Raw genomic sequence first — 25,676 nt, 5'->3', positions numbered from 1 at the left:
CCCATGCAGAAAATCACGTCCTTTTCCGTCAACAATAAGTTTGCGGTTTGGTTGATGACGATCATCTTGACCGCCGCCGGTCTTTTCGCCGGTCTGACGATGAAGCTCGAGACATTACCGGATATCACGACGCCAACCGTCTCGGTCACAACCATCTATCCAGGTGCATCCCCTGAGCAAGTACTCGAAGAAGTCAGTACCGTTCTCGAAGAACGCCTGCAAAGTCTAAATGGTGTGGAACAAGTTCGTTCTTCATCGTTCCAAAACGCTTCGAACATCCAAATCGACTACGACTTCAGTACCGACATGGATGAAGCGGAACAGCAAGTCAAAGACGCGTTAAGTAACGTCGAACTACCTGAATCGGCACAAGAACCCCAAGTGTCGCGTCTCAGCTTCGACGCTTTCCCGGTCATCGGGGCCGCCATTTCGGATGAAAGTCTTGACTTGGCTGAATTGACGAAGCTCGTCGAGGAAGAAGTGCAACCCGCTCTTGAAGGAGTGGAAGGCGCACAAACCGTCCAAATTGCTGGACAAGAAATTCGCCGCGTCGAACTTCAATTCGATCAAGAAGCGCTCGCTGAATACAATTTGACAGAAGACACGGTCAAACAATTGATTCAGGCGAACGATGCCCGTATCGCGCTCGGATTATATGAATTAGGTGACACGGAACAAGCGGTCGTCATCGATGGAAAATCTGAGACGCTCGAAGCGTTCCGCGACATCCAAATCCCTTACTCACCAGCACAATCAACGCCGACGACACCGTCTGCTCCGACTGAATTGCCACCTGGTCAAACACCAGACGTGCCGACAGAGGTCCCGACGGAAACACCATCGGCATTACCACCAAACGTTCCGACTGTCGCGTTGAGCGAACTCGCGACAATCGAGGACAAAGGAATTGAAGAATCGATTTCTCGCTCGAACGGTGAACGTTCAATCGGCGTACAGGTGACGAAGACACAAGATGCGAACACGGTCGATGTCGTCAATGCCGTCAAAGAAGTGTTGAGCGACTTCGAAGCAGAGTATGATACGGCGAATGTATCAATCACACTCGACCAAGGACAACCGATTGAAGAGTCGGTCGAGACGATGTTATCGAAAGCATTGCTCGGTGGATTATTCGCTATCCTCATCATCTTAGTGTTCTTGCGTAACTTCCGCTCGACGATTATCGCCGTCATCTCGATTCCGTTATCGCTTCTCATGGCACTCATCGTGTTGAAACAATTAGGAATCACGTTAAACATCATGACACTCGGTGCGATGACCGTCGCCATCGGTCGTGTCGTCGATGACTCCATTGTCGTCATCGAGAATATTTACCGTCGACTCACACGGTCGAACGAACCACTTCGCGGTAAAGAATTAATCATCGCGGCGACAAAAGAAGTATTCATCCCGATCGCCTCGTCGACAATCGTTACAATCGCGGTATTCTTACCTCTCGGATTCGTCACAGGATTTGTCGGTGAATTGTTCTTGCCGTTCGCATTGACTGTCGTCTTCGCCCTACTCGCTTCATTACTCGTCGCGATTACGGTCGTACCAATGATGGCCGACTCGTTCTTTAAAAACCGCGATAAGTTGAAGCCAGAAGAAGGTCCAGGAAAGCTCGCAGAATGGTATCGCGGCGTCTTGAACTGGTCACTGAACCATAAACTCGTCGTCTTCGGACTCGCGACTGCCCTATTGATTGGTAGTTTTGCCCTCGTCCCAGCGATTGGGGTCAACTTCTTGAACCAAGATTCGGAGAAGACGTTGTTCGTCACGTTCGACCCAGAACCTGGTCAAACGCTTGAAGATTCGATTGCCGCGGCTGAAGTGGCAGAAGAATACTTCATGGAAGAACAACCGAACGCAACGGACGTTCAATTTACAGTCGGTGGAGAGAATCCGCTGAACCCAGGAAACAATAAACAAGGAATCTTTATCGTCCAGTATGACCCGGACACGGAAGATTTCGCAGATGTGAAGTTGGCTGATATCGAGAAGTTGAACGAACTCGCCTCAAACGGGGAGTGGAAAGAACAAGACTTCTCAGGTGGCGGCGCAACGAGCGGTGTCACGTATAACGTCTACGCCAACTCGCTTGAAGATTTAGAAGCGATTGTGCCGACTTTCATCGAAACGATTGAAGAAGAAACGGATTACGTCCGTCAAGCGACATCTGACTTACGTGAGTCCTATGTTCAATACACGTTCAACGTCGACCAACAAGCCGCAGCGGAAGCTGGTGTATCTGCAGGTCAAATCGCACAAGTCATCAGCCAATTCCAGGCACCAGAAAGTCCACTTGCGAGCGTGACAGTGGACGACAAACAGTTAGACGTCGTCATCCCGAACGAGCAAGTGACGTATGACAGTGTCGATGACTTGCAAGCACAAGAAATCACGACACCGTTCGGACCACGCCCGATTTCAGACTTCATTGAAATCGAAGAAGGCACAACGCCGGACACACTCGTCGAGCGCGACGGAAAACTGCTCGCACAAGTAAGTGTTGAACTCAGCACAGATAAAGCGACAGAAGCGTCTGCTGCGATCGAAGAACGCGTATCAGAGATCGAGCTCCCGTCTGGCGTATCGTATGATGTCGGCGGTGTAACGGAACAGATTCAAGAATCGTTCACACAGCTTGGTCTTGCGATGCTCGCCGCAATCGCCATCGTATACTTGGTTCTCGTGATCACATTCGGAGGGGCACTCACACCATTCGTCGTGTTGTTCTCACTCCCGTATGCGATTATCGGGGGACTTGTCGCCCTCCTCATCACGGGTGAAACGATTTCGGTTTCTGCTTTGATCGGGGCACTCATGTTGATTGGGATTGTCGTCACGAACGCCATCGTCTTGATTGACCGTGTCATTCATAAAGAAGAAGCTGGTTTATCAACACGTGAAGCGTTACTTGAGGCAGCAGGCACACGCCTTCGCCCAATCTTGATGACCGCACTCGCGACAATCGGCGCACTCGCACCGCTCGCACTCGGTCTCGAGGGCGGGGCACTCATCTCGAAAGGTCTCGGAGTCACCGTGATCGGCGGACTTACAAGTTCGACGCTTCTCACGTTGCTCATCGTACCGATTGTCTATGAGTTCTTCGCACGATTCCGTAAGAAAAAACAAGCGTAAACAAAAGAGAGTTGACTTTAACAAGTCGACTCTCTTTTTTTGCACTCAATAACACTGCATGATGATTTCGGTTTCTTCAAACCGTTTGGCGCGGAGGGCATCTTCTGGAATAAGAAAATAAAGAATTCCAACATCCCCAAATATGACATCTAATTCTTCAGTAGAATCCATTTGAAAGAGCAGGAAAGGATGATCGAATCGTTCCCCATATGTTTCTTCTACTTCTTCAAACACGTCATTCTGCACTTCATTCGGATGTCCACCGATTGCGTGGAGTTCTTCTTGTTCGAATTGTTCGACAAGCGTTTCGTACAGGTCGTCACCGAGCAAATCGTACAAATCATATCCATTCTCCGCATAGCCCTCTTTGAAAGAAACGGCACGCTCATTCAATGCTTCTCCAACCCGCACTCGCTCAAGTTGCGTTTCTTCCGTATACAAGACACGCCAAAGATGACGCTCGTCCTCATCTCCCCAAGGTTGTTCTTCCAAGTCATAGAAGAAAGACAACAAACCTTCTTTCGGGAGTGCATCCACGGATTCAAACTCAGCTAAATCACTTAAACGGAACTGAGCTAAAAACGTCATATTCTCCCCAGGGTGCAAGTCAGCATTTGGCAAATCGGGATGCCCACCGAATTTTGAATGGCCGATTTGAACTTCTTCTCGTGTGGTTCGTGGTACAAGCGTCAAATTGACCCGCTTCGTGAACGCACCTAAAATGTCTTCCCCGTTTTGTAATCCATGCTCTTCAATAAATTGCTCAATCGTTTTTAGTTCCATCTCGACACCCCGCTTGTTTATGATAGATGTAGTATAGCATGCCGAACGTATGTACCCCTTATCTTTTTTGTTATACCCTTTTCTTGACCCATGAGGATGAATTTGAGAAGATGCATACGTTTTGAATGACGCGAAAGGAAGTCATATATATGAAATTATTGAAATGGATGATTGGGCTCTCACTCTTGTTTGGATTGAGCACGCTCGGCAACTGGATGGTTGAGACGTTCTCGTGGAAAGTACCGGGCAGTGTCATCGGCATGGTGCTGTTGCTCGTCCTCTTAGTAACAAAAGTCATCCGCGTGGAATGGATTGAAGACAGCGCTGGATTTTTGACGAAGCACCTCGCCTTCTTCTTCATCCCGATTGCCGTCGGTCTCATGGCGTACGGTACGTTGTTAAAAGCCGCTGGCATCCCTCTTCTCGTCACACTACTCGTCAGCATGGCGGTCGGTATGATCGTGACGGCTCTCGTTTCCGGGAAAGAAGGTGAGGCGTCATGACATACGTTTGGATCGGATTGACGATTCTCGTATATTCGCTCAGTCGTCAACTTTCGAAAAAGTGGGCATCTCCGTTCACCAATGTCGTTTTCTTAAGTACAGCGATTCTGATTCTTCTGTTACTTGTGACAGGACAGTCCTATGATACGTATAAACCGGCTACTGATCTCATCACCATCTTACTCGGTCCGGCGACAGTCGCTCTCGGGTTACCGCTCTATCGCAACTTACCCGTGTTACTCGCCCGGGCAAAGCGAGCATTGAGTGCGATTGTCATTGGGTCTCTTTCCACGATTTTTGTGGCTGTCCTTTTCGGAAAACTGTTTTCATTTACCGAAAACGTATTGATTGCGCTATCGGTCAAATCGGCCACGTCACCGATTGCCCTTGAATTGGCTCGACAACTAGAAGGTGATGCAACGCTTGCGGCTTCGATTGCCGTCGCCTGCGGTATTTTAGGTGCGATGCTCGGTCCGGTACTATTGACATGGATTCGTATAGACGACCCGTTCACGCGTGGGCTCACACTCGGCACCATCAGTCACGGGATCGGGACCGCTCAAGCGGCGACAGAACATCCGTTGTCTGGTGCAACAGGTGGAGCCGCGATGGGATTGACGGCCATCTTCACCTCATTCATCTTGCCCATTTTATACCCATTTCTCTTTTGAATAGGTCGCGCTCATTTCATCGATGGGCGTGACTTTTTTGTTTCGACTTCAAGCGCGCGTGATAAACTAATGAAGATGAAACTTTTTAGAGGAGGGCAATCCATGCAAGAGAAATTAATTGAACGCTTAATGACATACGCGAAGATTGATACACAGTCTGACTTCACGAGTACGACAACACCATCGACGGCCAAACAATGGGATTTGATTCGTCATTTGGAAAAAGAACTGAAAGAACTTGGGCTGACAGATGTCGAGACGGACGAATACGGCTATCTATTCGCCACACTTCCAAGTAACGTCGATCATGACGTCCCGACAATCGGATTCCTCGCTCACGTGGATACGGCGACCGATTTCACGGGTACGAACGTTTCCCCTCAACTCGTTGAGCATTATGAAGGTGGCGATATCGTCTTGAACGAATCCTTAAATGTCGTCTTGTCACCAAAAGACTTCCCAGAACTTGACGGGTATGTCGGACATACGCTCATGACAACGGACGGAACGACACTCCTCGGTGCGGACGATAAAGCAGGGATTGCCGAAATCGTCACAGCCGTCGAATACTTATTGGCTCACCCTGAGATTCCGCACGGACCGGTCCGCATTGCTTTCACACCGGATGAAGAAATCGGACGTGGACCACATAAATTCGATGTCGCTCGTTTTAACGCGGACTTCGCTTACACGATGGATGGTGGCCCGCTCGGAGAGTTACAGTATGAAAGTTTCAACGCAGCCGGTGCGACCGTCACCTTCCACGGGACGAACGTTCACCCGGGTAGCGCCAAGAACAAGATGGTCAACTCGATGAAGCTCGCGATGGCGTTCCAAAACCGTTTACCGGCTGATGAGGCACCGGAACGTACGAGCAACTACGAAGGATTCTTCCATTTGAACGGCTTTAATGGGGATGTGGAGAAGACGACACTTCAATACATCATCCGCGATCACGACAAACAGAAGTTCGAAGCGCGTAAAGCGTTGATGGAGAAACTTGTCCTCGAATGGAAACAAAAATACGGGGAAGAGCGGATTGAACTCAAAATGGAAGATCAGTATTACAACATGGCCGAGAAAATCGAACCGGTGAAACACATCGTCGATACCGTTGCTGACGTCATGCGCGGCCTTGGCATCGAACCGAAGATTGAACCGATTCGTGGTGGGACAGACGGATCGCAACTTTCTTACATGGGCCTTCCGACACCGAACATCTTCACGGGTGGCGAGAACTATCACGGGAAGTTCGAATATATCTCTGTGAACAACATGGAAAAAGCAACAACGGTCATTATCGAAACACTTCGCACATTCGCGAAGCGTGCACAAGCATAACACATGCGCCTCCAATCGTTCTCTTTTACACTAGAGACATTGGAGGCGATTTTTGATGAAACATACATTTAGCATGAACCTCGGCTGGGATGGCGGACGAAATGACGTCGGTACCCTCGAGGCTGAGCGATTAAAGACACAGATTTCGATTCCACCCGAAATGGACGGTCCCGGAGTCGGCACGAATCCGGATGAGATGTTACTCGGGGCAGCGGCCACGTGTTATATCATCACACTCGCAGCCGTACTCGGACGAAGTGACCTGACTCACCGTGGCATCACGATTGACGCAGAAGGAATCGTCGATGTGACGAACGGCATCTTCACTTACGAAACGATTCGCTATGCGACAACGATTCAAGTCCCTGAAGAGATGACCGACCGAGAAATCACGCTAGTCGAGCGCATTGCGAAAAAAGCGAAAGATCAATGTATGATTTCACGCGCACTCGCAGGAAATGTGGCGTTTGAATTGAATATGACCGTTGTACGAGTCGATTAAAGCCATCATGATGATGGCTTTTTCTGTGCATCGAAGTGTCAGCTACCTTGTTGATCGATAATCTCACCATTTACAGAAATTCCTCGTACAATCGCTCCTACCCCGATGTGAAAATAATATCGGCCAAGGCCTTTTTGAATCATCGTTGCCTCAGTGAACATAGTGTCGTGATGGGATTTCGTTTCAACTGTATCGATTTTTGGATTGTTTACTTCTCCAAATGTCACATCGAAAGCATATTTGACGTTGCCTGAATCATCATAGTCTCTTAAAAAGGTGTCGTACACGGTGAGGTTGTCATTTTCATAGTGTGTCCATCCTGCCGGTCCTAAAACCTCCCATCCTTCTTCATCATTCCCCTCAAAGAACTGGACGACCAATGCCTCCATCTCATTTTGAAACTCAATATCATCTTGAAACTCCATGACATCTTGGAACTCTATACAATCCGGAATCGTCGTGTACATGACGATGGTCACCCCACCGTGTTGTGTTGTATAAATCAATTTATTCATGTCATAAGTAAGACCTTTAGCCAATGCCTCGTCAAAATTATCATATTTCCCAAACTCAAACTTCCCCACCTCAAACGCTTGAAGTTCACTCTTCAATAGCGAATTCACGATACTTGAACTGACCGCAATGAATATGATGATTAGCCAGAGTCTAATTTGTTTCATAGTACCCCCCATTTGATTCACGTGCATTTCGTTCTACATAATATTTCCATCTCATGGTGTAGAATCCTTTATCATGATGCACAAATTTATCTTTAACGTTTGTGAATCATGACGTGACACTGCGCGTTTTTCAAAAACGTGATACAATACACGTCGTAAACTAATCAGAAAAACGAGGGATACCATACATGATTACAGTAAATAACGTCAGCCTACAATTTGGCGGTCGCAAGTTGTTCGAAGACGTGAACATCAAGTTCACACCAGGCAACTGTTACGGATTGATCGGTGCGAACGGTGCCGGTAAATCGACATTCTTAAAGATTTTATCAGGTGAGCAAGATACGACGACGGGTGATGTCAGCATCACACCGGGTGAGCGTCTCGCGGTCCTCAAACAGGACCACTACGCGTATGAGGACAGTGCTGTTCTTGAGACCGTCATCATGGGTCACGAGCGTCTTTACAGCGTCATGAAAGAAAAAGACGCCATCTATATGAAAGAAGATTTCTCAGACGAAGACGGCATGCGCGCAGCTGAACTCGAAGGTGAGTTCGCTGAGTTGAACGGTTGGGAAGCAGAGTCAGAAGCGTCGATGGTTCTTCAAGGTCTTGGGATCACAGAAGCGCTTCACCAGAAACAAATGAGCGAACTCACAGGTGGCGAGAAAGTCAAAGTCCTTCTTGCCCAAGCACTCTTCGGTAAGCCAGACATCTTGCTTTTGGACGAGCCGACCAACGGACTTGACCTCAAAGCAATTCAATGGTTAGAAGAGTTCTTAATCAACTTTGAAAACACAGTCATCGTCGTTTCCCACGACCGTCACTTCTTGAACAAAGTCTGTACACACATGGCAGACCTCGACTTTGGAAAAATCCAATTGTATGTCGGGAACTACGACTTCTGGTATGAGTCAAGCCAACTTGCTACACGTATGGCGGCAGATCAAAACAAGAAGAAAGAAGAGAAGATCAAAGAGCTTCAAAACTTCATCGCACGTTTCAGCTCGAACGCATCGAAAGCGCGTCAAGCGACGTCACGTAAGAAGTTGCTCGATAAGATCACACTCGACGACATTCGTCCGTCATCACGTCGTTATCCATTCGTCGGATTCACGATGGAACGCGAAATCGGGAACGATGTTCTCTATGTCGACAACGTTTCGAAAACGATTGATGGCGTAAAAGTGCTCGACAACGTCACGTTCTCACTTAACAAGACGGACAAAGTCGCATTCGTTGGTCGTTCTGACGTTGCGATCACGACACTCTTCAAAATTCTCATGGGTGATATGGAACCAGATACAGGTTCGGTCAAATGGGGCGTGACGACGACTCAGTCGTACTTCCCGAAAGACAACTCGGAATACTTCGAGGGCTCGGAAAAGAGCATCCTCGACTGGTTGCGTCAGTTCTCACCAGCCGATGAGTCAGATACGTTCCTTCGTGGATTCCTTGGCCGCATGCTCTTCTCAGGTGAAGAAGTCATGAAGAAGGCATCTGTCCTCTCAGGGGGAGAAAAAGTACGCTGCATGCTCTCGAAGATGATGCTCTCAAACTCGAACGTGCTCGTGCTAGACGATCCGACGAACCACTTGGATCTCGAATCGATCACAGCACTTAACAATGGTCTCGAATCATTCAAAGGCGTACTCCTCTTTAGCTCACATGACCATCAGCTCATCTCGACGATTGCGACACGCATCATCGAAGTGACACCGAATGGCATCGTGGATAAAGAAGCAACGTACGATGAGTACTTGGAGAACGAAGCGCTTCAACAACAAGTTGAATCTCTCTATCAAAATGCATAATAAAAATGATCGGCTCGCGTGAGCCGATCATTTTTATTTGACGTCTACCGTCTCCATCACGTGCTCATGAATGTCATGACCTTTCGTGACGTGGACTTGAACGTTGTATGCGCCAGATTCAGTAAAGGTGTGCATCCCTTTGTACATACCAGCATCTGCTTCCTCTAACTTCACCCACTCATGTTTCTCTGCGCCGTCTTGGAAGATTTCGAGTTGTACGTCTGCTCCCGCAAGCATCTCCTCTTCAATCATAACGTGAACCATGAACGGCTGTTCCTCACCTGCTGTCGCCGATTTCGGTTCGAGCGTGATGTCCGCTCCTGCATGGTGATGGTGGTCACTATCCTTTTCCGCTTCGGCAGCCGTTTCAGGATGTCCGACCGTCACATTCGTCGTTGGCATCGTATGCATCGAACGTGCTGTCACGTGAACTTGGACCGTATAGACCGCTTCTTCCGCGAACGTCGTCTCTGCTTCATAGACACCGTCTTTTGTGAGCGACGCCTTGATCATGTCACTTTCTTCCTTTGCACCATTCTTCCATACTTCGAACTTGATCTCATCCGCATCGTCTACAGGCTGACCGTCCTGTGTGACGCGAACAGATAATGGTACCGCTTCTCCTTGATCTGCCGTCGCAGCCACCGTCAACTCTGCCTCTACCGGCTCCATCGATTGTGGGACAGCTGCGCTTTCCGCTTCTTTCTCCGTGCCGCATGCACCGAGTACGAACAGGCCGATGAGTCCAAACACGACCCCAAACCGTGTCATCATCTTTTTCATCATAAGTCCTCCTTATAAATCGCTTACATCTTTCACACATTTTTCATGATACCACCCTTTTCCAGAAAGAGTGTGAGCATTCTGTGAGATAACCCACGATACCTTCTCACAAATTTCACACATATAGTTGAATCAAAATTTGTTTCATCCATTTCCGAATATTAGTCCATCATTTCTAAAAAGGGGTATATAAAAACTATATAGGGTGTGCATTTGGAAAGCCTTAACATCAAGAGGATGACATCATGAATGGAGGCGAATTCAGATGAAACGTAGGGTCATTCGTGGGGCGATGGCACTGTTCATCTTATTGGCGATGGTGATCACACAATCGATTTCTGTCAGTGCCGCCGCTTCAAAATTTATCACGAGCGTGAACACGACAAACAAAGTCGTTGCGTTAACGTTCGATGATGGGGCAGACGGAGCGAACACGAACAAGATTTTAGACATTTTGGCAAAAAACAACGTCAAAGCCACTTTCTTTTTGACAGGATCGGGTGCAAACAACCATCCCCAATACATTAAAAATATCGCCGCGAAAGGACATCAACTCGGTAATCACTCGTATACACATCCTGACTTCACGAAACTAACTGCCACTCAAATGAAATCCGAACTCGACCGCACGGAAGCCTTGATTAAATCATTGACCGGCAAAACGACGAAACCGATTTTCAGAGCCCCGTTCGGAGCCGTCAATAGTACTGTGTTGAACGACGTCGGTGCTGCCGGCTATGGTTACACGATTCAATGGAATATCGATACGATTGACTGGAAAGGATTGACCGCGAGCCAAATCAATACGAAAGTACAAACCAATATTAAACCGGGTTCAATCGTCTTAATGCATACTGGTGCGGGTGCACCGGGTACACCACTCGCATTGCCAACGATGATTTCGCAACTGAAAGCAAAAGGGTACCAATTTGTCACGGTCTCGCAATTACTCGCCTATCAAAACACGTCAACGAACAAAACGTATACTGTGAAGTCCGGTGACACGTTGTACAGCATCGCACGGACGTATGGCGTCACGGTATCCGCTCTAGCGGCAGCTAACAATATCACAAACTATAGCTTAATCTATGTCGGACAAGTGCTTATCATTCCAGGAACAACCGTCACTCCACCACCTACAACGACTGTGAAATATACCGTGAAATCGGGTGACACGCTCTACAAGATTGCGACAATGTACAATACGACCGTCTCGAAGATTGCAGCCGCCAACAAAATCACAAACATCAATCTCATCAGTGTCGGACAGGTGCTCATCATTCCAGGAACAACCGTCACTCCACCACCTACAACGACCGTGAAGTATACCGTGAAGTCGGGTGACACACTCTATAAGATTGCGACGATGTACAATACGACTGTTGCGAAAATCGCAGCCGCCAACAACATCACGAACATCAATCTCATCAGTGTCGGACAAGTGTTGACCATTCCGAAATGAGTGCACTGTGAATCTTTTCCTCTACTTGTGACGTATCGTATGCAAACAGGAAAAGAGGAACCGCTATGACTCGAATCGCAATCCGCGTTAGTATCGCTGCACTCATCGGACTTGGTGTCTCCATTGTCACATTCTCAATTTTGATTTGGCTCGGTTATGAACAAGCACTCACATCCGGTGAGCCGATCCAATTCTTCACTCGTGACATTTATCAATTCGAAAACGAGGTCGGGGTGGCCAATCAGAATCAGATGGCCATACTTGGTGCAGGTTTTATGGGAATCGCTATTCTCATCGGAGAAATCGGGGCACGCCTCAAACAAAAATAACCGCTGCGCGTGCAGCGGTTATTTTTAGTGATGATGTCCACCATCGTAATCATGTGACTGAACTGTCGATTGTTCAATCTGGTCGATTTGGTCTTGTGGTACATCGCCGACAATCATCCATGCAGTTGGGGTATACACTTTCTGCCCTTCATGCACCATGCCGTTCACTCGATAAATTCCTTGATCGAGCTTCACGCTCGTTACGAGGTAGCCATCCCTTTCCGTCACTTCGTATGTCCGTGTGTCCTCGGTGGCATAAGGTGTGACTTGGATATGGCTTTCTGTCACGCGTTCGTCATTCTCTACTTTCATCGCAAGTGTCGTCAATCCGACTTCCACGCGTTCAGGTACAATCAATTGAATCCCAATCGGATCAATGGTGCGTTCAATCGGTTGAAGCTGACACGCGCCTAACCAAATCGTCGCTAGGATGACAGGAAGGACTGTTTTGAATCGTCTCATGCTGCCACCTCCGCTTTCAACTTCCGGCGTCCGACCAACCAATCAAATACGAGAACGATAAGGATACTGATTCCCGCGAGCGGTAATGTCACACCGAGCAGTAAGATCGAGATACCAACGATTCGTTTGATCCGTTCGTCTTCGAACCGCTTCATCTGTTCGATAGATCCGACTTTTCGTTTGCGCCACATCACAAACGAACTGATGACCACAAAAATGAGACCTAGACAAAGTGCGACCCCGACCAATTGATTCAGTAATCCAAACAAACGACCTTCGTGGAAGGCGATTCCGATCGTAATCAGTTTTCCAAGAATCCCATAATCCGCATACGTTACAGAACTAAGTGTCTCACCGCTATATTGATCTAGGTTCACCGTTGCTTCTTTAAACTGGTGTCCTGCTGCTGATGTGACGGTATAGACGCCTGTTTCGCCTTCCGGAAGCGAGATTGTGTACGGTCGATTGATCGACGTATTGTTCACGACCTGATTCAAGTCAATTGGCAACAGTGTACTTGGTGAAGATGCCGGTACAAGATCTGCTTGTGTTGCCCAAGGTACGTCTTCTGCCACATCTTTTGTGGTCACAGTTGATTCCGGTTTAGCGCCAAACGCATAGGCATACATCGGTGCTCCCGTATTTGTCGACGAGGAGACCCACTGCAACATAGCCCCTGACACGGATGACCAGGCAAGACCTGAACTGATGATGATGACGAGGCCTAGCGATGACCATAAAGCGACGCTACCGTGCATTTGTTTCCACCATTGCCGACCTTTCCCAAGCTTCGGCATGAGCATCCGAACCGGATTTTTCCCACGTGGCCAGAATAAGAACGTTCCCGTGATGAGTAGAATAATCGCCCATGACGCTGCGAGCTCGACAATCCAGTTCCCGATTTGTCCGCCTAATAGTGTGCCATGAATCACAACTAACAAATCCATACTACTTTCAGCAGTTCGTGTCCCTAAAACTTCGGCAGTTTCCGGATGGATATATGTATACATCATCTCGTCATTGTTCATCCAACCGATTCGAGTCGATTCACCTTCATCCGGCAATCGAATCGATGTAATCATCGCATCCGGATATTCTGTCATGAATGATTCCTTTTGGATTTCGATCGGCTGTTCTTTCGTGAAAGATGCCGTCATCATGTCTTTGTATTGCATCTTCGTTACTTGTGGTTCAAATAAATAAATGCTTCCTGTCACAGCCAAGATAATGAAAATCGGTGCAAATATAAGACCTGCATAAAAGTGCCAACGCCAAATCGCTTGATACCAAGCGTTGCGTTTGTTCAATCGTTCCCCTTGCATAACGCTTCCCCCTTATTTTTTGTGTCCAACTTGTGAACAGATTGAGTATACAAGGAATGGAAACGTTTTATTCTTGCTATTTGTGACAACTATTCGTCGATATAGAGAAGTCAAAATGAACTCGAATTCATCTTTTTTTCACATATTTCAGGTCTTACACCACACATTTTCACATAAACAAAGAGACGCCAACAAATTAGCGTCTCCAAAGTGTGATTAATTTGTGAATTGCTCTGCTTCTGTCGATCCAGCCAGGGCTGTCGTTGATGATTGTCCACCTGAGATGACGAGTGAGACTTCATCGAAGTAACCCGTCCCGACTTCACGTTGATGACGTGTCGCCGTGTAACCATGTACTTCAGCCGCAAATTCTGCTTGTTGCAATTCCGAGTAGGCTGCCATGCCACGGTCTTTGTATCCGCGTGCGAGCTCGAACATACCGAAGTTGAGCGCGTGGAACCCAGCGAGTGTGACGAACTGGAACTTGTATCCCATTGCGCCGATTTCTTGTTGGAACGTCGCAATTTCTTCGTCTGACAACTTCTTCTTCCAGTTAAATGATGGCGAGCAGTTGTAAGCGAGAAGTTTTCCTGGATACTTCGCATGAATCGCTTCGGCAAATTGACGTGCCTCTGCCAAATCTGGTTCAGACGTCTCACACCAGACGAGGTCTGCATATGGTGCATAAGCGAGACCACGAGCGATGGCTTGCTCGATACCAGCTTCTGTACGATAGAAGCCTTCCGGTGTACGCTCTCCAATGATGAATGGATGATCGATTGGATCGATGTCGCTCGTGATCAAGTTTGCCGCGTGTGCGTCTGTCCGCGCTACGATGATTGTCGGGACGCCCATGACGTCTGCCGCGAGTCGAGCCGAAATCAAGTTTTTCACAGCCGTCTGGGTTGGGAGTAACACCTTCCCACCGAGGTGACCACATTTCTTCTCAGACGAGAGCTGGTCTTCGAGGTGAACACCAGCAGCACCCGCTTCAATCATCGCCTTCGTTAATTCGAATACGTTGAGGACACCACCGAACCCGGCTTCCATATCCGCGACAATCGGTGCGAACCAATGCGTATCGCCTTTTCCTTCTGCCGTTTGAATTTGATCGGCACGTTGAAGCGCCTGATTGATTCGTTTGACGACACTCGGAACCGAGTTGGCCGGATATAAACTTTGGTCCGGGTACATGTGACCTGACAGGTTAGCGTCTGCCGCTACTTGCCAACCGCTTAAGTAAATGGCTTCAAGTCCTGCCTTCACTTGCTGAATGGCCTGGTTCCCTGTCAACGCGCCGAGCGCATGGACGTAGTCACGCTCGTGCATCAATTCCCACAGGCGTTCCGCTCCTTTTGTCGCAAGCGTTTGTTCAATCACGATAGACCCTCGTAACTTCATGACGTCTTCTACAGAGTATGGACGCTCTACCCCTTCAAATCGTTCTGACTTCCAGCTGTTCACCAATTCTTCGCGTTGTTTCATTAATAAACCCTCCTGTATTATATTAATTTTAATTTATTCAATTTGTTATATAACAGATAGTGCAAATTAAACACTTTAGTCGAGGTAAGCACAGCACTCCAACGCTGCTTTGAACGTCGAATGCTCCATCCCACAGCAACGGCATACGTTCTCTTCGTCCCGATCTTCCGGTTTGCGGAAGACGACGACTTCATCGATCGGCTCTTTCATGATTTGGAGCGAGCCGTCGGCACGATCCAAGACGAGGCGCATCAAGTCGTTGCCGTATACGAATGCTGTATTCGCAAGTGATGCTGTCGATTCTCCAGATACGATGCGGCGGACGACCCAACGTTCAATCAACTGTTCGCTTTCCATTTTTTTCGTTGTCATGATGAGGTTCCTCCTTTTAAATTGAACTCCACGGTTTGTCGTTTCATAAATTCACGGCGGCGGCGATGCAAGATTGGTTCCGTGTACCCGTTCGGCTGTTTCAACCCATGAAACACGAGTTCGTGAGCAGCTTGATAGGCGATTGACTGATCGACGTTCGATGTCATCGGTCGGTAATTCGGGTCTGACTCATTTTGCTCGTCGACGACTTGTGCCATCCGATAAAGCGTGACTTCCACTTGATCTGCTGAACAGATGCCGTGATACAGCCAGTTGGCCACATGTTGGCTCGAAATCCGGAGTGTCGCCCGGTCTTCCATCAGTCCGATATGATGAATATCCGGCACTTTCGAACACCCTACACCTTGTTCGACCCAACGAACGACGTATCCAAGCAATCCTTGTAAGTTGTTCTCGAGTTCTTCTTTGATCTCGTCTTGCGAATAGATGCGTGTCGCGAGCGGAATGTCGAGGAGCTGTTGTCGCTCATGTTTCGAATGAGGCTGCTTGATCAATTCTCGCTGTACATCAAAAGCATCGAGTTGATGATAGTGCATCGCATGGAGCGTCGCCGCTGTCGGTGAAGGCACCCATGCCGTCGTCGCCCCGGAGCGTACATGTGCAATTTTTTCACGCATCATGTCCCGCATCCGATCGGGCATCGCCCACATCCCTTTTCCGATTTGTGCTTGATGATGGAACCCGCTCTCGAGACCGGTTGATACATTCAACCGTTCATATGCAGCGAGCCAAGGTGACGTCTTCATTTCTCCCTTTCGACGCATCGGTCCGAGTGTCATCGAGGAATGAATCTCGTCCCCCGTCCGGTCGAGGAAGCCCGTATTGATGAAGACGACCCGCTCTTTCACTTGAGCGATACAATTTTTCAAGTTGAGTGACGTTCGTCTCTCTTCATCCATCACGCCGACTTTTAACGTATGGCGCGGAAGGTTCAATAGATCTTCTACAGCGTCAAACAAGTCATTGGTGAATGCTACTTCTTCAGACCCGTGCATTTTTGGTTTGACGATATAGATCGATCCTTCCCTAGAGTTGAGCCGACGATGTAGATGGCGACTCGCGATCAATGAAGTTAAGATGGCATCAACGATCCCCTCTGGTACCTCACGACCTTCTGCATCAAGCATCAAGTCCGTCGTCATCAAGTGTCCGACATTTCGAATGAACAAGAGTGCGCGTCCTGGGAGGACAACTTCCGCTCCACCTTTTCCAATCAAACGCTTATCTTCGTTTAAACGTCGAGAGAGTCGCTTCCCGTTCTTTTGGAACGAGGCTTCAAGCGTCCCATCCATCAAGCCTAGCCAATTATGATACAGATGAACTTTGTCTTCCGCACAAACGGCTGCGACCGAGTCTTCACAATCCACGATTGCGGATAGGGCTGATTCGAGCTCGATGTCCATCAGTCCAGCAGGATCGATTTTGCCGACCGGATGCTCGCGGTCAAATTGCAGTTCAACGTGTAAGGCATGGTGTCTGAGCATCAACGTCTTCAACTCGTTCGGTTCCCCGGTGTAACCGACGAAAGAATCATCTGCGAACGAATGCTCGTCATCCCCGATTACCGCATAAGCGACATCATCACGAACGACGTATTGCGTCACTTTCTTGTGCGACCCTGACGGTAGCGGGAACGTGTCATCTAGAAACTGTTTCGCCAACCGAATAACTTCATTACCGCGAACGGGATTATATCCTCGTCCCTTTTCCATACCGTCCGCCTCTTCAATCATATCTGTTCCATAAAGGGCGTCGTAGAGACTTCCCCATCTGGCATTGGCGGCGTTAAGTGCATATCTGGCATTGTCTAACGGTACGACGAGTTGCGGTCCCGCTTGATGCGCGATTTCACGATCGACACCCGAAACATCGATGTTAAAATCTTCGACGATCGGTTCGATATAGCCGATTGACGTTAAAAATGTCTCATATTCGATTGGATCGACTTCTTCTTGGCGACTGTACCACTCCTGTAACAATCGCTCATATGTCATGCGCTGCTCCAAAAGTGTCTGATTCACTGGAATGAAACGCTCTAGAAGCGATTCAACGCCTTCCCAAAAAACGTTGATTTCCTGGGGTTCAAGTACGTTTTTATTCACAAATTCAACCAGCTTTTCATGAACATGATACGTATTTAGTCGTTCATAGTGTTCCAAGCGTTCACATCCTCCTTTAACCATTGTTATATATCAGTTGATTACAATATAGACTATTATATAACAGTTTGACAACCCATTTCTTAAAACTTTTTATTTGAAATCTCGTCAGGATGGGTTTACTATACATTGTGTGACCCATCAATGATTGAGTCATCAATGATTTGAGGAGGCGATGTGCATGCGAGATTCCTGCTCGCTCCGTGATCAAATTCTCTATCACATCATCACCGTACAAAAAGAATTGGGGCAATTATTCGACTCTGAAATGGACGGGCTCAGCCTGAGTCGCTACGACATTTTAAGCAACCTGTATCACGTCGGTCCATTGCGACAGCGTGAATTGCAACAGCGCGTCGATGTCGACCATGCCGCCATCACCCGACACCTGAAACAATTAGAGACACAAGGACTGATCACGCGAAGACGCTGTGAACAAGACAACCGTGTCATCTATGTCGAGTTGACAGACGATGGTCGTGAGCAAATTGCACATTGGACTGAGCAAAAAGAGTGCTTAACGGACCGACTTTTTGTCAACATGAAGGTAGAGGATCAACAACAGTTACTAGCATCCCTAACGATGTTACAAGATACTATTGACCATGAAAGGAAGACTACAATATGAACACTGCTACACAAAAAGACTTTATGGAGATTGTCAAAGGACGCCGCTCGATTCGTGTATACGATGAGAACGTGAAGATCTCAAAAGAAGAAATGACACAAATCCTTGAAGAAGCGACAACAGCTCCTTCATCACTTAACTTACAGCCATGGCGCTTCGTCGTCATCGATAGCGCAGAAGGAAAAGAAACGCTCCTTCCACTCGCAAGCTTTAACAAACGCCAAGTGGAAACATCTTCAGCTGTCATCGCACTCTTCGCCGACTATCAAATGGCAGATTACACAGAAGAGATTTTCGATACAGCGGTAGAGCGCGGTATGATGCCGGCTGAGGTCCGCGACCGTCAAGTCGACATGATTAAAGGTATCTTCAAAGATGCACCGAAAGAAATGGTCAAAGACAGCATCATGCTCGATTCAGGTCTTGTTGCGATGCAACTCATGCTCGTCGCACGTGCACACGGGTATGATACAAACCCAATCGGCGGATACGACAAAGCGAACATCGCTGAAGCGTTCGGTCTCGACAAAGAACGTTACCTTCCAGTCATGCTTCTCTCAATCGGGAAAGCAGCAGAAGAGGGGTACCCATCAGTACGCTTCCCAGTCGACCGCATCACAGACTGGAAATAATTCAAAAGGTTCAATCGCCTCAGCGATTGAACCTTTTTTTCATCCGATATATTTGACGACTTCGTTGAAGTCACGACGTGTTTTCGGTGCGAAATCACGCGCCCGATATCCAAATGCGACCATGACCGAAAGTGACCATTCGCCCCGTTCCATCACACCTTCTGAGATGAGCAACTCATCGATTTCCTCTTGATTGAACCCTTCAATCGGGCATGAATCGATTTCGATTTGCGCGGCAGCTGTCATCATATTCCCGAGTGGAATGTATGTCTGACGCTTGATCCATTCCTGGAAGACACGTTCATCATCCAAGAGACGATAGTCGTTCTCCTGGAACTCCTGTACCCGTTTCACGCGTTGCGCGTATTCTTCTTCCGTCCGACCTTGCACGCCCGTCACGATATGACGAATATAGTCCGCATCGTAACGCATGGCTTTCGGTGTTCTTGCGAGAATCAACACGAAGTGGCTCGCAGTCAAAGCCTGACCTTGCGCCCCCCATGCGTGATCTTTAATTTTTTGGAGCAAATCTTCCCGACGAACCACGACGAATTGCCATGGCTCAAATCCGAATGAACTCGGTGAAAGACGTCCTGTCTCTAAAATGAACTCCATGTCCTCTTCTTTGATTTTACGATCCGCATCGAATGCTTTCGTCGCTTGACGCCAACGATACGCCTCTAAAATGTCTTTCTTTTTCATCGTGCTCACTCCTCCATTACCAAGATGACTCCATCATATCAAACCGATAAATCAAAAATCGCTCATGAAGATTCTTCAGCGGCAATCGCACCGTTTGTACGTACTGAAAAGGCGTCTCGTCGTTCAAATAATGGAGGTACTCATCCGCCGGATAATATAAAATCACATCGACCGGGCGAAGATCCGTTTCAACAGATTCGATGATGTTGGCAATCACTTGGCGGAAGACGTTCACTGAGAACGGATTAAAGAAGTAGAATCGATTCGCATCCGGTGGAATCGTGAATTCCTCCGCAAGTCCCTGTTCTAATTGAACACTTCCCCGATTTCGATGTTTCTTCGTATAGCGCGCCCAATTTTGAAGTGCCTCCTCGTGAAACCCACCGTCCATCTCGACACCGATCGCCCGCACGCGAAACGTATACGCTAAATAGAACGGGAGACGTCCTTTGCCCGAACCAAAATCAACGATGGTATCTGCGGACTCTAACGGATACGCATCCCGAAGCAAATCGAGTGCCTCATAAGGTGTCGGTTCATAACGATGATATTCCGCCGAAGATGGAAATCCTTGCTGCGGTTTGGCCGTCTCGATTTGTAACAGTTGCTCATATTGCTGTTCGTTCATGATGAACCCCTTTCTTGAATAGATTGGAAGAATGGATGCCGCTCCATTTCTCTCGTGAACGACGTCTGTTCCTGATAGGCGACATACATGACATAAATCGGAACCAATACTTTAAACCAGCTTGGAAGTAAAATGAAGCTTGTCACGCCAAGCGGAATGAGTCGAAACCACAAATTTCGGTGGCTCGGCGTCCTGAAATAGATTAGGATTGCCATCGTCCGCCTGATGGTGCCAAAGCGATTCGGTTTCGGTCGATATAGTGGACGTTTCCGCTCACTCGTCTTCTCGATGGCACCTGAGGTTGTCAGCAGGACTCGGTCAAATGAGGCACGCTCACGTTCCCCGATTTCAATCTCGCGACCGATATTCGGATGTTTCGACACCCATCCTTCCCCGACGTATAACGCAAATGTGACCATCATGCTTCCGATCAACACACTGAGTAACACCGACTCAATCAATAGCGCATACACGCCTACAAAAGCAATCAACACGACCAATAATCGTTTCATGAGATGGACGTGTCGGAGGCGAAGTTGATACTGAATCCATGTATGACACCAGGAGAGTAAGAAAAGTGCGGCTCCGAATGCGAGTATCTCGACAATGGTTCTTCCCTTCACATGTAGAATCGGTGCGACCAATAGAAGATAGAATCCGTATTGAATCAGATGTTGAGTCATCTGATATACGACGGAGTACCATTTCAACTGTCGAATGAGATGACGATCAGCTACAAGAATGAGGTCGGCGCGCTCCACCCAGACAAATATGCGGTCCTGCCACATCACCCATCCGAACAGGATTGCCCATAACAAATAAGGCACATCACGCAACCAATCGATATTCCCTTCCCATACGAGCCAGTAAGAATACCCTGCCCATATGAGAAGAGGAATGACGCCGTATAAGAAAATCGTCCAGTCGACAATCAGTCGGATCGTCTTCCACTGTTGTTTCATATAACGGGAGACACGCATCCAAAACAATCGTTTCGCAATCATCGGAGCGCCACATCTTCCATCATATCGAACAAGGTCATCCCCTCAGTTTCGAGTGCTTCACGAATCTCTGCTTTCGTCCCACTCGCCAGTAGTTGCCCGTCATCAATCCATACGAACCGGTCACACAACCGCTCGGCCGTATCAAGAACATGTGTGACTAGTAAGACAGCGGCTCCTCTTGTGCGCTCTGCTTCTAACAGTCGGAGTAGCTGAATGGTCGTCGTCGCATCCAATCCGATAAACGGTTCATCCACAATCAATACATGTGCTTCTTGAATGAGCGCCAATAAAATCATCGTTTTTTGTTTCATCCCTTTTGAAAAAGAGGAGAGATACCGGTCTGTCACACGATCGAGTCGGAAAAGCTTCAGCAACTCCTCCGTCTTTTCTGTCGACTCGACACCCGTCAATTCTTGAACGAGCGCAATATGTTCCGATAGTGTCAAATAATCGTAGTAAACGGGTTGCTCCGGGATGTACGCATAGCGTTCCATCTCGACGGTTCCTTTCATCCATGGAATCGTTCCTGTCAGACAGGCAATGGTGGTCGTTTTTCCCGCACCGTTCGACCCAATCACCCCTAAAATCTCACCTGACCGCACATCAAACGAAATGCTTTGAATGACTGGCTCGTTTATCTCATATCCTGCTTTGTCGATTGATACGATCATCTCATGTCCCCCTATTCAAAACGAAATCGAGCGTATTCTCCTTGATTTTATCAAAATTAGGCGAGAATACGCCCACTTCTAAACGTTAAGGACAGGGCTTACGTGAAAGTGGGAGATGAATCGCCAGCCTCTCTTTCGGGTATGATTCCTTCAAGGAGGTGAACCTTATGGTGAAGCACAAGGGCTATAAGTTCCGGATCTATCCGACGAAGGAACAGGAGGTCCTGATCGCCAAGACGATCGGCTGTTCGCGTTTCGTCTTCAACCATTTCCTGTCGAAATGGGACACGGCCCATGAAGCGACAGGCAAGGGACTGTCGTATGATGACTGCTCGAAAGACCTTCCCATGCTCAAGCAGGAATTCAGTTGGTTGACGGAAGTGGACAGCACGGCCGTCCAGAACAGTGTCAAACACCTGGCCGACGCGTACAAGAGATTCTTCAAGAATGAGGGAAATCATCCCCGTTTCAAGTCGAAGCGAAACCCCGTCCAATCCTACAAGACGAACATCCAAGGAAAGTCCCAGCTCCCCGAGGTCTCGATCGTCGGGAATCAACTCAAACTCCCCAAGCTGAAATGGGTGCGGTTCGCCAACTCGAGACAGGTCGAGGGTCGCATCCTGAGCGCCACGATCCGACGCACGGCTTCGGGCAAATACTTCGTCTCCCTTCTCGTAGAGCGGGAGATCAGTGAACTGCCGAAGACCGGTTCATCGGTCGGCGTGGACGTCGGGCTGAAGAACTTCGCCATTTTATCGGACGGCACGGTGTACCAAAACGACCGTTACTTCCGTACGCTCGAGAAGAAGCTGGCAAGGGAGCAACGCAAGTTGTCCCGTCGCCAGCGCATCGCCCTGAACAAGAGGGTAAGACTCTCCGAGGCAAAGAACTACCAGAAGCAGAAGCGTAAAGTCGCCCGTATCCACGAGAAGATCGCCAACAGACGCACCGACTTCCTGCACAAGGTGTCGACCGAGATCGTCAAAAACCACGACGTCATCGGCATCGAGACCCTGCAGGTGAGGAACATGCGGAAGAACCGCAAGTTGAGCAAGTCGATCTCCGAGGTCAGCTGGTCGGAGTTCTTTCGCATGCTCGAGTATAAGGCCGACTGGTACGGGAAGACCGTCGTGAAGGTCGGGAAGACCTTCGCCTCGAGCCAATTGTGTTCGAGTTGCGGCCATCGACACACAGACGTGAAGCATCTCGGCTTGCGTGAATGGACATGTCCGAACTGCGGGGTCCACCACGACCGTGATGTGAACGCAGGACTGAACCTCAAACAAGAAGCCGAACGCATCTTGGCTTCTTTAACCGTCGGGACGACGGGGCTAGCCTGATCAGGTTTCTCTCGTTAGAGAGGATAACTCAGGAATCCTCCACCTCTAAGAAAAGCGTAGGTGGGGGTAGTTCAATCCAGTATAACCTAAACATTCTGAGCAATTGGGAAACGCTCCGGTTGAAGCGGTTTCGTGATAGAACAACCACAATTATTTTTTTGAAGATTGAGTGCGATTCGTTTACTTTAGCGTGGTAACGTGAAATGATAATAATACCAACTCTTTAAAGTGAGGTGACGGTGTGTCTACCACGGAGTACGAACAAGCGACATCTATTTTGCATCACCTCTTTACCGCCTCTTCCTTTGTCGGAATCGATTTCGGTTCTGGTCCAAATCACCATCTCCTCTATTTCAGTCGCCAGGGGTTAGAATCCTGGATCTCGATTGAGGGTCCGTGGCACGTTCACGCTACACAAAACACGTTTGACGAAGGTGAACAACTCGAACAACTCATGCGGCTTCGTCGTGAGCGCATCCATCACGTACGACTCGGTGACGAACATCCCCATCTCGAACTCGAATTTGAATCAGGTTCTCTCCTATTCATCAATGGATTTCAAGAACAATTTGAATGTTGGCAAGCAGGTGACGCACGACCGCTCGGCGGAGATGCCTATTTATTGGTCGCGATGCCGCAAGGTGAGCTTGCTGTCTTTGCAGATGGTGACGACGAATGAGCACATGGACGGAGATTGTCTTGTATATGTTGATTGCCGGGGGCGTTAGCCTCGCGATCATCTTATTGCGAAAGATCACGAAAGCATGAGAAAAGCGGCCGAGGCCGCTTTTCTCATTTGACTGATTCTTCTTCGTATAAGCTTGCGCCTTGTGAACGAATCACATCTTGGTACCAGAAGAACGATTCTTTCCGTTTTCGTTCTAACGTCCCGGTACCATCGTCATGTCGATCTACGTAAATGAAACCGTACCGTTTGCTGTACTCACCTGTCGAGGCACTCACCAAGTCGATACAGCCCCAACTCGTGTACCCCATCACTTCAACCCCGTCTTCGATTGCATCCATCATCCCTTTTAAATGGTCGCGTAAGTAATCAATCCGATAGTGATCATGAATTGTTCCATCCGACTCGATTTGATCATATGCACCTAATCCGTTCTCGACGATGAATAACGGGAGCTCATAACGCTCATATAATTTGTTTAAGATGACACGAAGTCCCGTCGGATCAATCTCCCATCCCCAGTCACTCGCTTTTAAATATGGATTTTTGACCCCGCTCATGATATTTCCTTCCGCTTCATTCTGGTCTTTTTCAGCCTTTTCAGTGCGCGACATATAATAACTGAGCGAAAAGAAATCAACTGTATTTTCTTTTAGAATTTTAAGGTCGCCATCTTCCATTTCAAGTTCAATGCCGTTCTCTTGGAAAAAGCGCTTCGCAAAGCTTGGGTATTTCCCGCGTACGTGAACATCTCCACAGAAGAAGTTCATCATCCGCTCAGCATCGTGGGCATACCAAACATCGTCCGGGTTTGAGCTGTATGGATAAACCGGAGCTGCAATGAGCATACATCCAATTTGCATCGTTGGGTCTATCTCGCGTGCCGCTTTCGTTGCGAGTGCACTTGCTACCAGTTGGTGATGAAGTCCCTGATACGTAAGTTGTAATGTGTTTTCCTCTTCTCGAACCGCGATTCCTAGACTGAGCATTGGCATGAATTGCGCCCCGTTGATTTCATTGAACGTCAGCCAATATTTGACCTTACCTTGATACCGTTCGAATAAGACGCGACTGTATCGTTCAAAATATTCTACGAGGCGACGATCTCGCCAACCTCCATAATGTTTTGCAAGATGCAATGGCATCTCATAGTGAGAAATCGTGACGAGTGGTTCAATGCCTTGTGCGACCAACTCATCGATGACGCGATCGTAGAATTGAAGACCTTCCTCGTTCGGTTCAACTTCATCTCCATTCGGGAAAATTCGTGACCAGGCAATCGACATACGGAACGTCTTGAATCCCATTTCTTTAAAGAGGGCGATATCTTCTTTGTAGCGATGATAGAAGTCGATCCCTTCATGGTTCGGATACGAATATTCATCATGTAATTCAAAATCAAACGTTGGGTCATGAATGATCTTCATTCGGTGCTTTCCACCTGGCATCACGTCAGCAATCGAAAGTCCTTTACCACCTTCCTGATAACCGCCCTCTAGTTGATTGGCCGCAGTGGCCCCGCCCCATAAAAATTCACTCGATACTTGTTTCAT

25 protein-coding genes are annotated in these 25,676 nt (G+C 48.1%); 12 read left to right on the top strand and 13 right to left on the bottom strand.

The annotated features are described in order from the left end of the window. Window positions 1-3 precede the first annotated feature (3 nt). Window positions 4-3,144 carry an efflux RND transporter permease subunit gene (locus KNO92_RS07495; RefSeq protein ID WP_214760718.1) on the top strand — a complete coding sequence of 1,047 codons (3,141 nt, stop codon included), beginning with the start codon at window positions 4-6 and terminating at the stop codon, window positions 3,142-3,144. Between the two features lie 45 nt (window positions 3,145-3,189). On the opposite strand, the gene KNO92_RS07490 is transcribed toward KNO92_RS07495, so the two are convergent. Continuing rightward, the gene (locus KNO92_RS07490) at window positions 3,190-3,927 is read right to left on the bottom strand and encodes a YwqG family protein (RefSeq protein WP_214760715.1); all 738 of its coding nucleotides are present in this window, start codon (window positions 3,925-3,927) and stop codon (window positions 3,190-3,192) included. A gap of 149 nt (window positions 3,928-4,076) precedes the next feature. On the opposite strand from KNO92_RS07490, the gene KNO92_RS07485 reads away from it, so the two are divergent. From KNO92_RS07485 to KNO92_RS07470, 4 genes are all read left to right on the top strand, one after another. Next, window positions 4,077-4,430, top strand: a complete 354-nt coding sequence (locus KNO92_RS07485) for a CidA/LrgA family protein (protein ID WP_214760713.1) — start codon at window positions 4,077-4,079, stop codon at window positions 4,428-4,430. Next, a complete protein-coding gene (locus KNO92_RS07480) occupies window positions 4,427-5,101 on the top strand; it encodes an LrgB family protein (protein WP_214760711.1) in 675 nt (224 codons plus the stop codon). The genes KNO92_RS07485 and KNO92_RS07480 overlap by 4 nt, the downstream gene beginning before the upstream one ends. A 102-nt stretch (window positions 5,102-5,203) precedes the next feature. Beyond that, window positions 5,204-6,442: a peptidase T gene (pepT, locus tag KNO92_RS07475; RefSeq protein WP_214760709.1), complete on the top strand. Its 1,239-nt coding sequence runs from the start codon at window positions 5,204-5,206 to the stop codon at window positions 6,440-6,442. A 52-nt stretch (window positions 6,443-6,494) separates the two neighbouring features. Further along, the gene (locus KNO92_RS07470; RefSeq protein WP_483297449.1) at window positions 6,495-6,944 is read left to right on the top strand and encodes an SACOL1771 family peroxiredoxin; all 450 of its coding nucleotides are present in this window, start codon (window positions 6,495-6,497) and stop codon (window positions 6,942-6,944) included. A 38-nt stretch (window positions 6,945-6,982) separates the two neighbouring features. Here KNO92_RS07470 and KNO92_RS07465 read toward each other — a convergent pair whose 3' ends face one another. Beyond that, complete coding sequence (locus KNO92_RS07465; RefSeq protein WP_214760705.1) at window positions 6,983-7,624, bottom strand: hypothetical protein; 642 nt, start codon at window positions 7,622-7,624, stop codon at window positions 6,983-6,985. Between the two features lie 188 nt (window positions 7,625-7,812). Between KNO92_RS07465 and KNO92_RS07460 the strand changes: the two genes are divergently transcribed. Then, window positions 7,813-9,438, top strand: coding sequence for an ABC-F family ATP-binding cassette domain-containing protein (locus tag KNO92_RS07460; protein ID WP_214760703.1), 1,626 nt, complete (start codon window positions 7,813-7,815; stop codon window positions 9,436-9,438). A gap of 33 nt (window positions 9,439-9,471) precedes the next feature. Here KNO92_RS07460 and KNO92_RS07455 read toward each other — a convergent pair whose 3' ends face one another. Continuing rightward, complete coding sequence (locus KNO92_RS07455; protein ID WP_214760700.1) at window positions 9,472-10,221, bottom strand: FixH family protein; 750 nt, start codon at window positions 10,219-10,221, stop codon at window positions 9,472-9,474. 265 nt (window positions 10,222-10,486) lie between these two features. Between KNO92_RS07455 and KNO92_RS07450 the strand changes: the two genes are divergently transcribed. Beyond that, window positions 10,487-11,683, top strand: coding sequence for a LysM peptidoglycan-binding domain-containing protein (locus KNO92_RS07450; RefSeq protein ID WP_214695752.1), 1,197 nt, complete (start codon window positions 10,487-10,489; stop codon window positions 11,681-11,683). Window positions 11,684-11,748: 65 nt separating this feature from the next. Further along, window positions 11,749-12,012 (top strand): LlsX family protein, encoded by a 264-nt coding sequence (locus tag KNO92_RS07445; RefSeq protein WP_214760698.1) that lies wholly within the window; start codon window positions 11,749-11,751, stop codon window positions 12,010-12,012. A 24-nt stretch (window positions 12,013-12,036) separates the two neighbouring features. Here KNO92_RS07445 and KNO92_RS07440 read toward each other — a convergent pair whose 3' ends face one another. The 5 genes from KNO92_RS07440 to KNO92_RS07420 all read right to left on the bottom strand — a co-directional run bounded on the left by KNO92_RS07440 (window position 12,037) and on the right by KNO92_RS07420 (window position 17,833). Next, window positions 12,037-12,474 (bottom strand): hypothetical protein, encoded by a 438-nt coding sequence (locus KNO92_RS07440; RefSeq protein WP_214760696.1) that lies wholly within the window; start codon window positions 12,472-12,474, stop codon window positions 12,037-12,039. Continuing rightward, window positions 12,471-13,796: a PepSY-associated TM helix domain-containing protein gene (locus KNO92_RS07435; RefSeq protein ID WP_214760694.1), complete on the bottom strand. Its 1,326-nt coding sequence runs from the start codon at window positions 13,794-13,796 to the stop codon at window positions 12,471-12,473. The genes KNO92_RS07440 and KNO92_RS07435 overlap by 4 nt, the downstream gene beginning before the upstream one ends. A 216-nt stretch (window positions 13,797-14,012) precedes the next feature. Further along, window positions 14,013-15,281 carry an isocitrate lyase gene (aceA, locus tag KNO92_RS07430; RefSeq protein ID WP_214695738.1) on the bottom strand — a complete coding sequence of 423 codons (1,269 nt, stop codon included), beginning with the start codon at window positions 15,279-15,281 and terminating at the stop codon, window positions 14,013-14,015. 75 nt (window positions 15,282-15,356) lie between these two features. Continuing rightward, window positions 15,357-15,653: a hypothetical protein gene (locus tag KNO92_RS07425; RefSeq protein WP_015880380.1), complete on the bottom strand. Its 297-nt coding sequence runs from the start codon at window positions 15,651-15,653 to the stop codon at window positions 15,357-15,359. Next, window positions 15,650-17,833 (bottom strand): malate synthase G, encoded by a 2,184-nt coding sequence (locus KNO92_RS07420; RefSeq protein WP_483297448.1) that lies wholly within the window; start codon window positions 17,831-17,833, stop codon window positions 15,650-15,652. The genes KNO92_RS07425 and KNO92_RS07420 overlap by 4 nt, the downstream gene beginning before the upstream one ends. Window positions 17,834-18,014: 181 nt before the next feature. Between KNO92_RS07420 and KNO92_RS07415 the strand changes: the two genes are divergently transcribed. Both KNO92_RS07415 and KNO92_RS07410 read left to right on the top strand, forming a co-directional pair. Then, window positions 18,015-18,461, top strand: coding sequence for a MarR family winged helix-turn-helix transcriptional regulator (locus KNO92_RS07415; RefSeq protein WP_078146066.1), 447 nt, complete (start codon window positions 18,015-18,017; stop codon window positions 18,459-18,461). Then, window positions 18,458-19,093, top strand: a complete 636-nt coding sequence (locus KNO92_RS07410; protein ID WP_074036693.1) for a nitroreductase family protein — start codon at window positions 18,458-18,460, stop codon at window positions 19,091-19,093. The genes KNO92_RS07415 and KNO92_RS07410 overlap by 4 nt, the downstream gene beginning before the upstream one ends. A gap of 39 nt (window positions 19,094-19,132) precedes the next feature. Here KNO92_RS07410 and KNO92_RS07405 read toward each other — a convergent pair whose 3' ends face one another. Genes KNO92_RS07405 through KNO92_RS07390 form a run of 4 tightly spaced genes read right to left on the bottom strand, consistent with a single transcriptional unit; the run spans window position 19,133 to window position 22,098 of the window. Beyond that, a complete protein-coding gene (locus KNO92_RS07405) occupies window positions 19,133-19,795 on the bottom strand; it encodes an NAD(P)H-dependent oxidoreductase (protein WP_015880376.1) in 663 nt (220 codons plus the stop codon). Between the two features lie 16 nt (window positions 19,796-19,811). After that, entirely contained in the window at window positions 19,812-20,423 is a 612-nt protein-coding gene (locus tag KNO92_RS07400; protein ID WP_214760690.1) for a class I SAM-dependent methyltransferase, read from the bottom strand. After that, window positions 20,420-21,427: an ABC transporter permease gene (locus KNO92_RS07395; RefSeq protein ID WP_214760688.1), complete on the bottom strand. Its 1,008-nt coding sequence runs from the start codon at window positions 21,425-21,427 to the stop codon at window positions 20,420-20,422. The genes KNO92_RS07400 and KNO92_RS07395 overlap by 4 nt, the downstream gene beginning before the upstream one ends. Beyond that, window positions 21,424-22,098, bottom strand: a complete 675-nt coding sequence (locus KNO92_RS07390; protein ID WP_214760685.1) for an ABC transporter ATP-binding protein — start codon at window positions 22,096-22,098, stop codon at window positions 21,424-21,426. Before KNO92_RS07390 ends, KNO92_RS07395 begins: the two co-directional genes overlap by 4 nt. A 167-nt stretch (window positions 22,099-22,265) precedes the next feature. Between KNO92_RS07390 and tnpB the strand changes: the two genes are divergently transcribed. Together tnpB and KNO92_RS07380 are read left to right on the top strand one after the other, a co-directional pair. Further along, window positions 22,266-23,438, top strand: coding sequence for an IS200/IS605 family element RNA-guided endonuclease TnpB (gene tnpB, locus KNO92_RS07385; RefSeq protein ID WP_214760683.1), 1,173 nt, complete (start codon window positions 22,266-22,268; stop codon window positions 23,436-23,438). A gap of 241 nt (window positions 23,439-23,679) precedes the next feature. Next, window positions 23,680-24,117: a hypothetical protein gene (locus KNO92_RS07380; protein WP_214760680.1), complete on the top strand. Its 438-nt coding sequence runs from the start codon at window positions 23,680-23,682 to the stop codon at window positions 24,115-24,117. 113 nt (window positions 24,118-24,230) lie between these two features. Here the strand turns inward: KNO92_RS07380 and KNO92_RS07375 are convergent, their stop codons facing one another. Then, a complete protein-coding gene (locus KNO92_RS07375; protein WP_214760678.1) occupies window positions 24,231-25,676 on the bottom strand; it encodes a glycoside hydrolase family 1 protein in 1,446 nt (481 codons plus the stop codon).

Source organism: Exiguobacterium sp. s129, assembly GCF_018617585.1.
GTDB classification, from domain to species: domain Bacteria; phylum Bacillota; class Bacilli; order Exiguobacteriales; family Exiguobacteriaceae; genus Exiguobacterium; species Exiguobacterium aestuarii_A.
The sequence above is the reverse complement of the archived record's forward strand: the minus strand, read 5'-3'. Positions and strand labels throughout refer to the sequence as shown.

Coding starts and splice junctions, on each gene's coding strand:
- KNO92_RS07495 (WP_214760718.1), top strand. CDS start 4: ATGCAGAAAATCACGTCCTTTTCCGTCAACAATAAGTTTGCGGTTTGG.
- KNO92_RS07490 (WP_214760715.1), bottom strand. CDS start 3,927: ATGGAACTAAAAACGATTGAGCAATTTATTGAAGAGCATGGATTACAA.
- KNO92_RS07485 (WP_214760713.1), top strand. CDS start 4,077: ATGAAATTATTGAAATGGATGATTGGGCTCTCACTCTTGTTTGGATTG.
- KNO92_RS07480 (WP_214760711.1), top strand. CDS start 4,427: ATGACATACGTTTGGATCGGATTGACGATTCTCGTATATTCGCTCAGT.
- pepT (WP_214760709.1), top strand. CDS start 5,204: ATGCAAGAGAAATTAATTGAACGCTTAATGACATACGCGAAGATTGAT.
- KNO92_RS07465 (WP_214760705.1), bottom strand. CDS start 7,624: ATGAAACAAATTAGACTCTGGCTAATCATCATATTCATTGCGGTCAGT.
- KNO92_RS07460 (WP_214760703.1), top strand. CDS start 7,813: ATGATTACAGTAAATAACGTCAGCCTACAATTTGGCGGTCGCAAGTTG.
- KNO92_RS07455 (WP_214760700.1), bottom strand. CDS start 10,221: ATGAAAAAGATGATGACACGGTTTGGGGTCGTGTTTGGACTCATCGGC.
- KNO92_RS07450 (WP_214695752.1), top strand. CDS start 10,487: ATGAAACGTAGGGTCATTCGTGGGGCGATGGCACTGTTCATCTTATTG.
- KNO92_RS07445 (WP_214760698.1), top strand. CDS start 11,749: ATGACTCGAATCGCAATCCGCGTTAGTATCGCTGCACTCATCGGACTT.
- KNO92_RS07440 (WP_214760696.1), bottom strand. CDS start 12,474: ATGAGACGATTCAAAACAGTCCTTCCTGTCATCCTAGCGACGATTTGG.
- KNO92_RS07435 (WP_214760694.1), bottom strand. CDS start 13,796: ATGCAAGGGGAACGATTGAACAAACGCAACGCTTGGTATCAAGCGATT.
- aceA (WP_214695738.1), bottom strand. CDS start 15,281: ATGAAACAACGCGAAGAATTGGTGAACAGCTGGAAGTCAGAACGATTT.
- KNO92_RS07425 (WP_015880380.1), bottom strand. CDS start 15,653: ATGACAACGAAAAAAATGGAAAGCGAACAGTTGATTGAACGTTGGGTC.
- KNO92_RS07415 (WP_078146066.1), top strand. CDS start 18,015: ATGCGAGATTCCTGCTCGCTCCGTGATCAAATTCTCTATCACATCATC.
- KNO92_RS07410 (WP_074036693.1), top strand. CDS start 18,458: ATGAACACTGCTACACAAAAAGACTTTATGGAGATTGTCAAAGGACGC.
- KNO92_RS07405 (WP_015880376.1), bottom strand. CDS start 19,795: ATGAAAAAGAAAGACATTTTAGAGGCGTATCGTTGGCGTCAAGCGACG.
- KNO92_RS07400 (WP_214760690.1), bottom strand. CDS start 20,423: ATGAACGAACAGCAATATGAGCAACTGTTACAAATCGAGACGGCCAAA.
- KNO92_RS07395 (WP_214760688.1), bottom strand. CDS start 21,427: ATGATTGCGAAACGATTGTTTTGGATGCGTGTCTCCCGTTATATGAAA.
- KNO92_RS07390 (WP_214760685.1), bottom strand. CDS start 22,098: ATGATCGTATCAATCGACAAAGCAGGATATGAGATAAACGAGCCAGTC.
- tnpB (WP_214760683.1), top strand. CDS start 22,266: ATGGTGAAGCACAAGGGCTATAAGTTCCGGATCTATCCGACGAAGGAA.
- KNO92_RS07375 (WP_214760678.1), bottom strand. CDS start 25,676: ATGAAACAAGTATCGAGTGAATTTTTATGGGGCGGGGCCACTGCGGCC.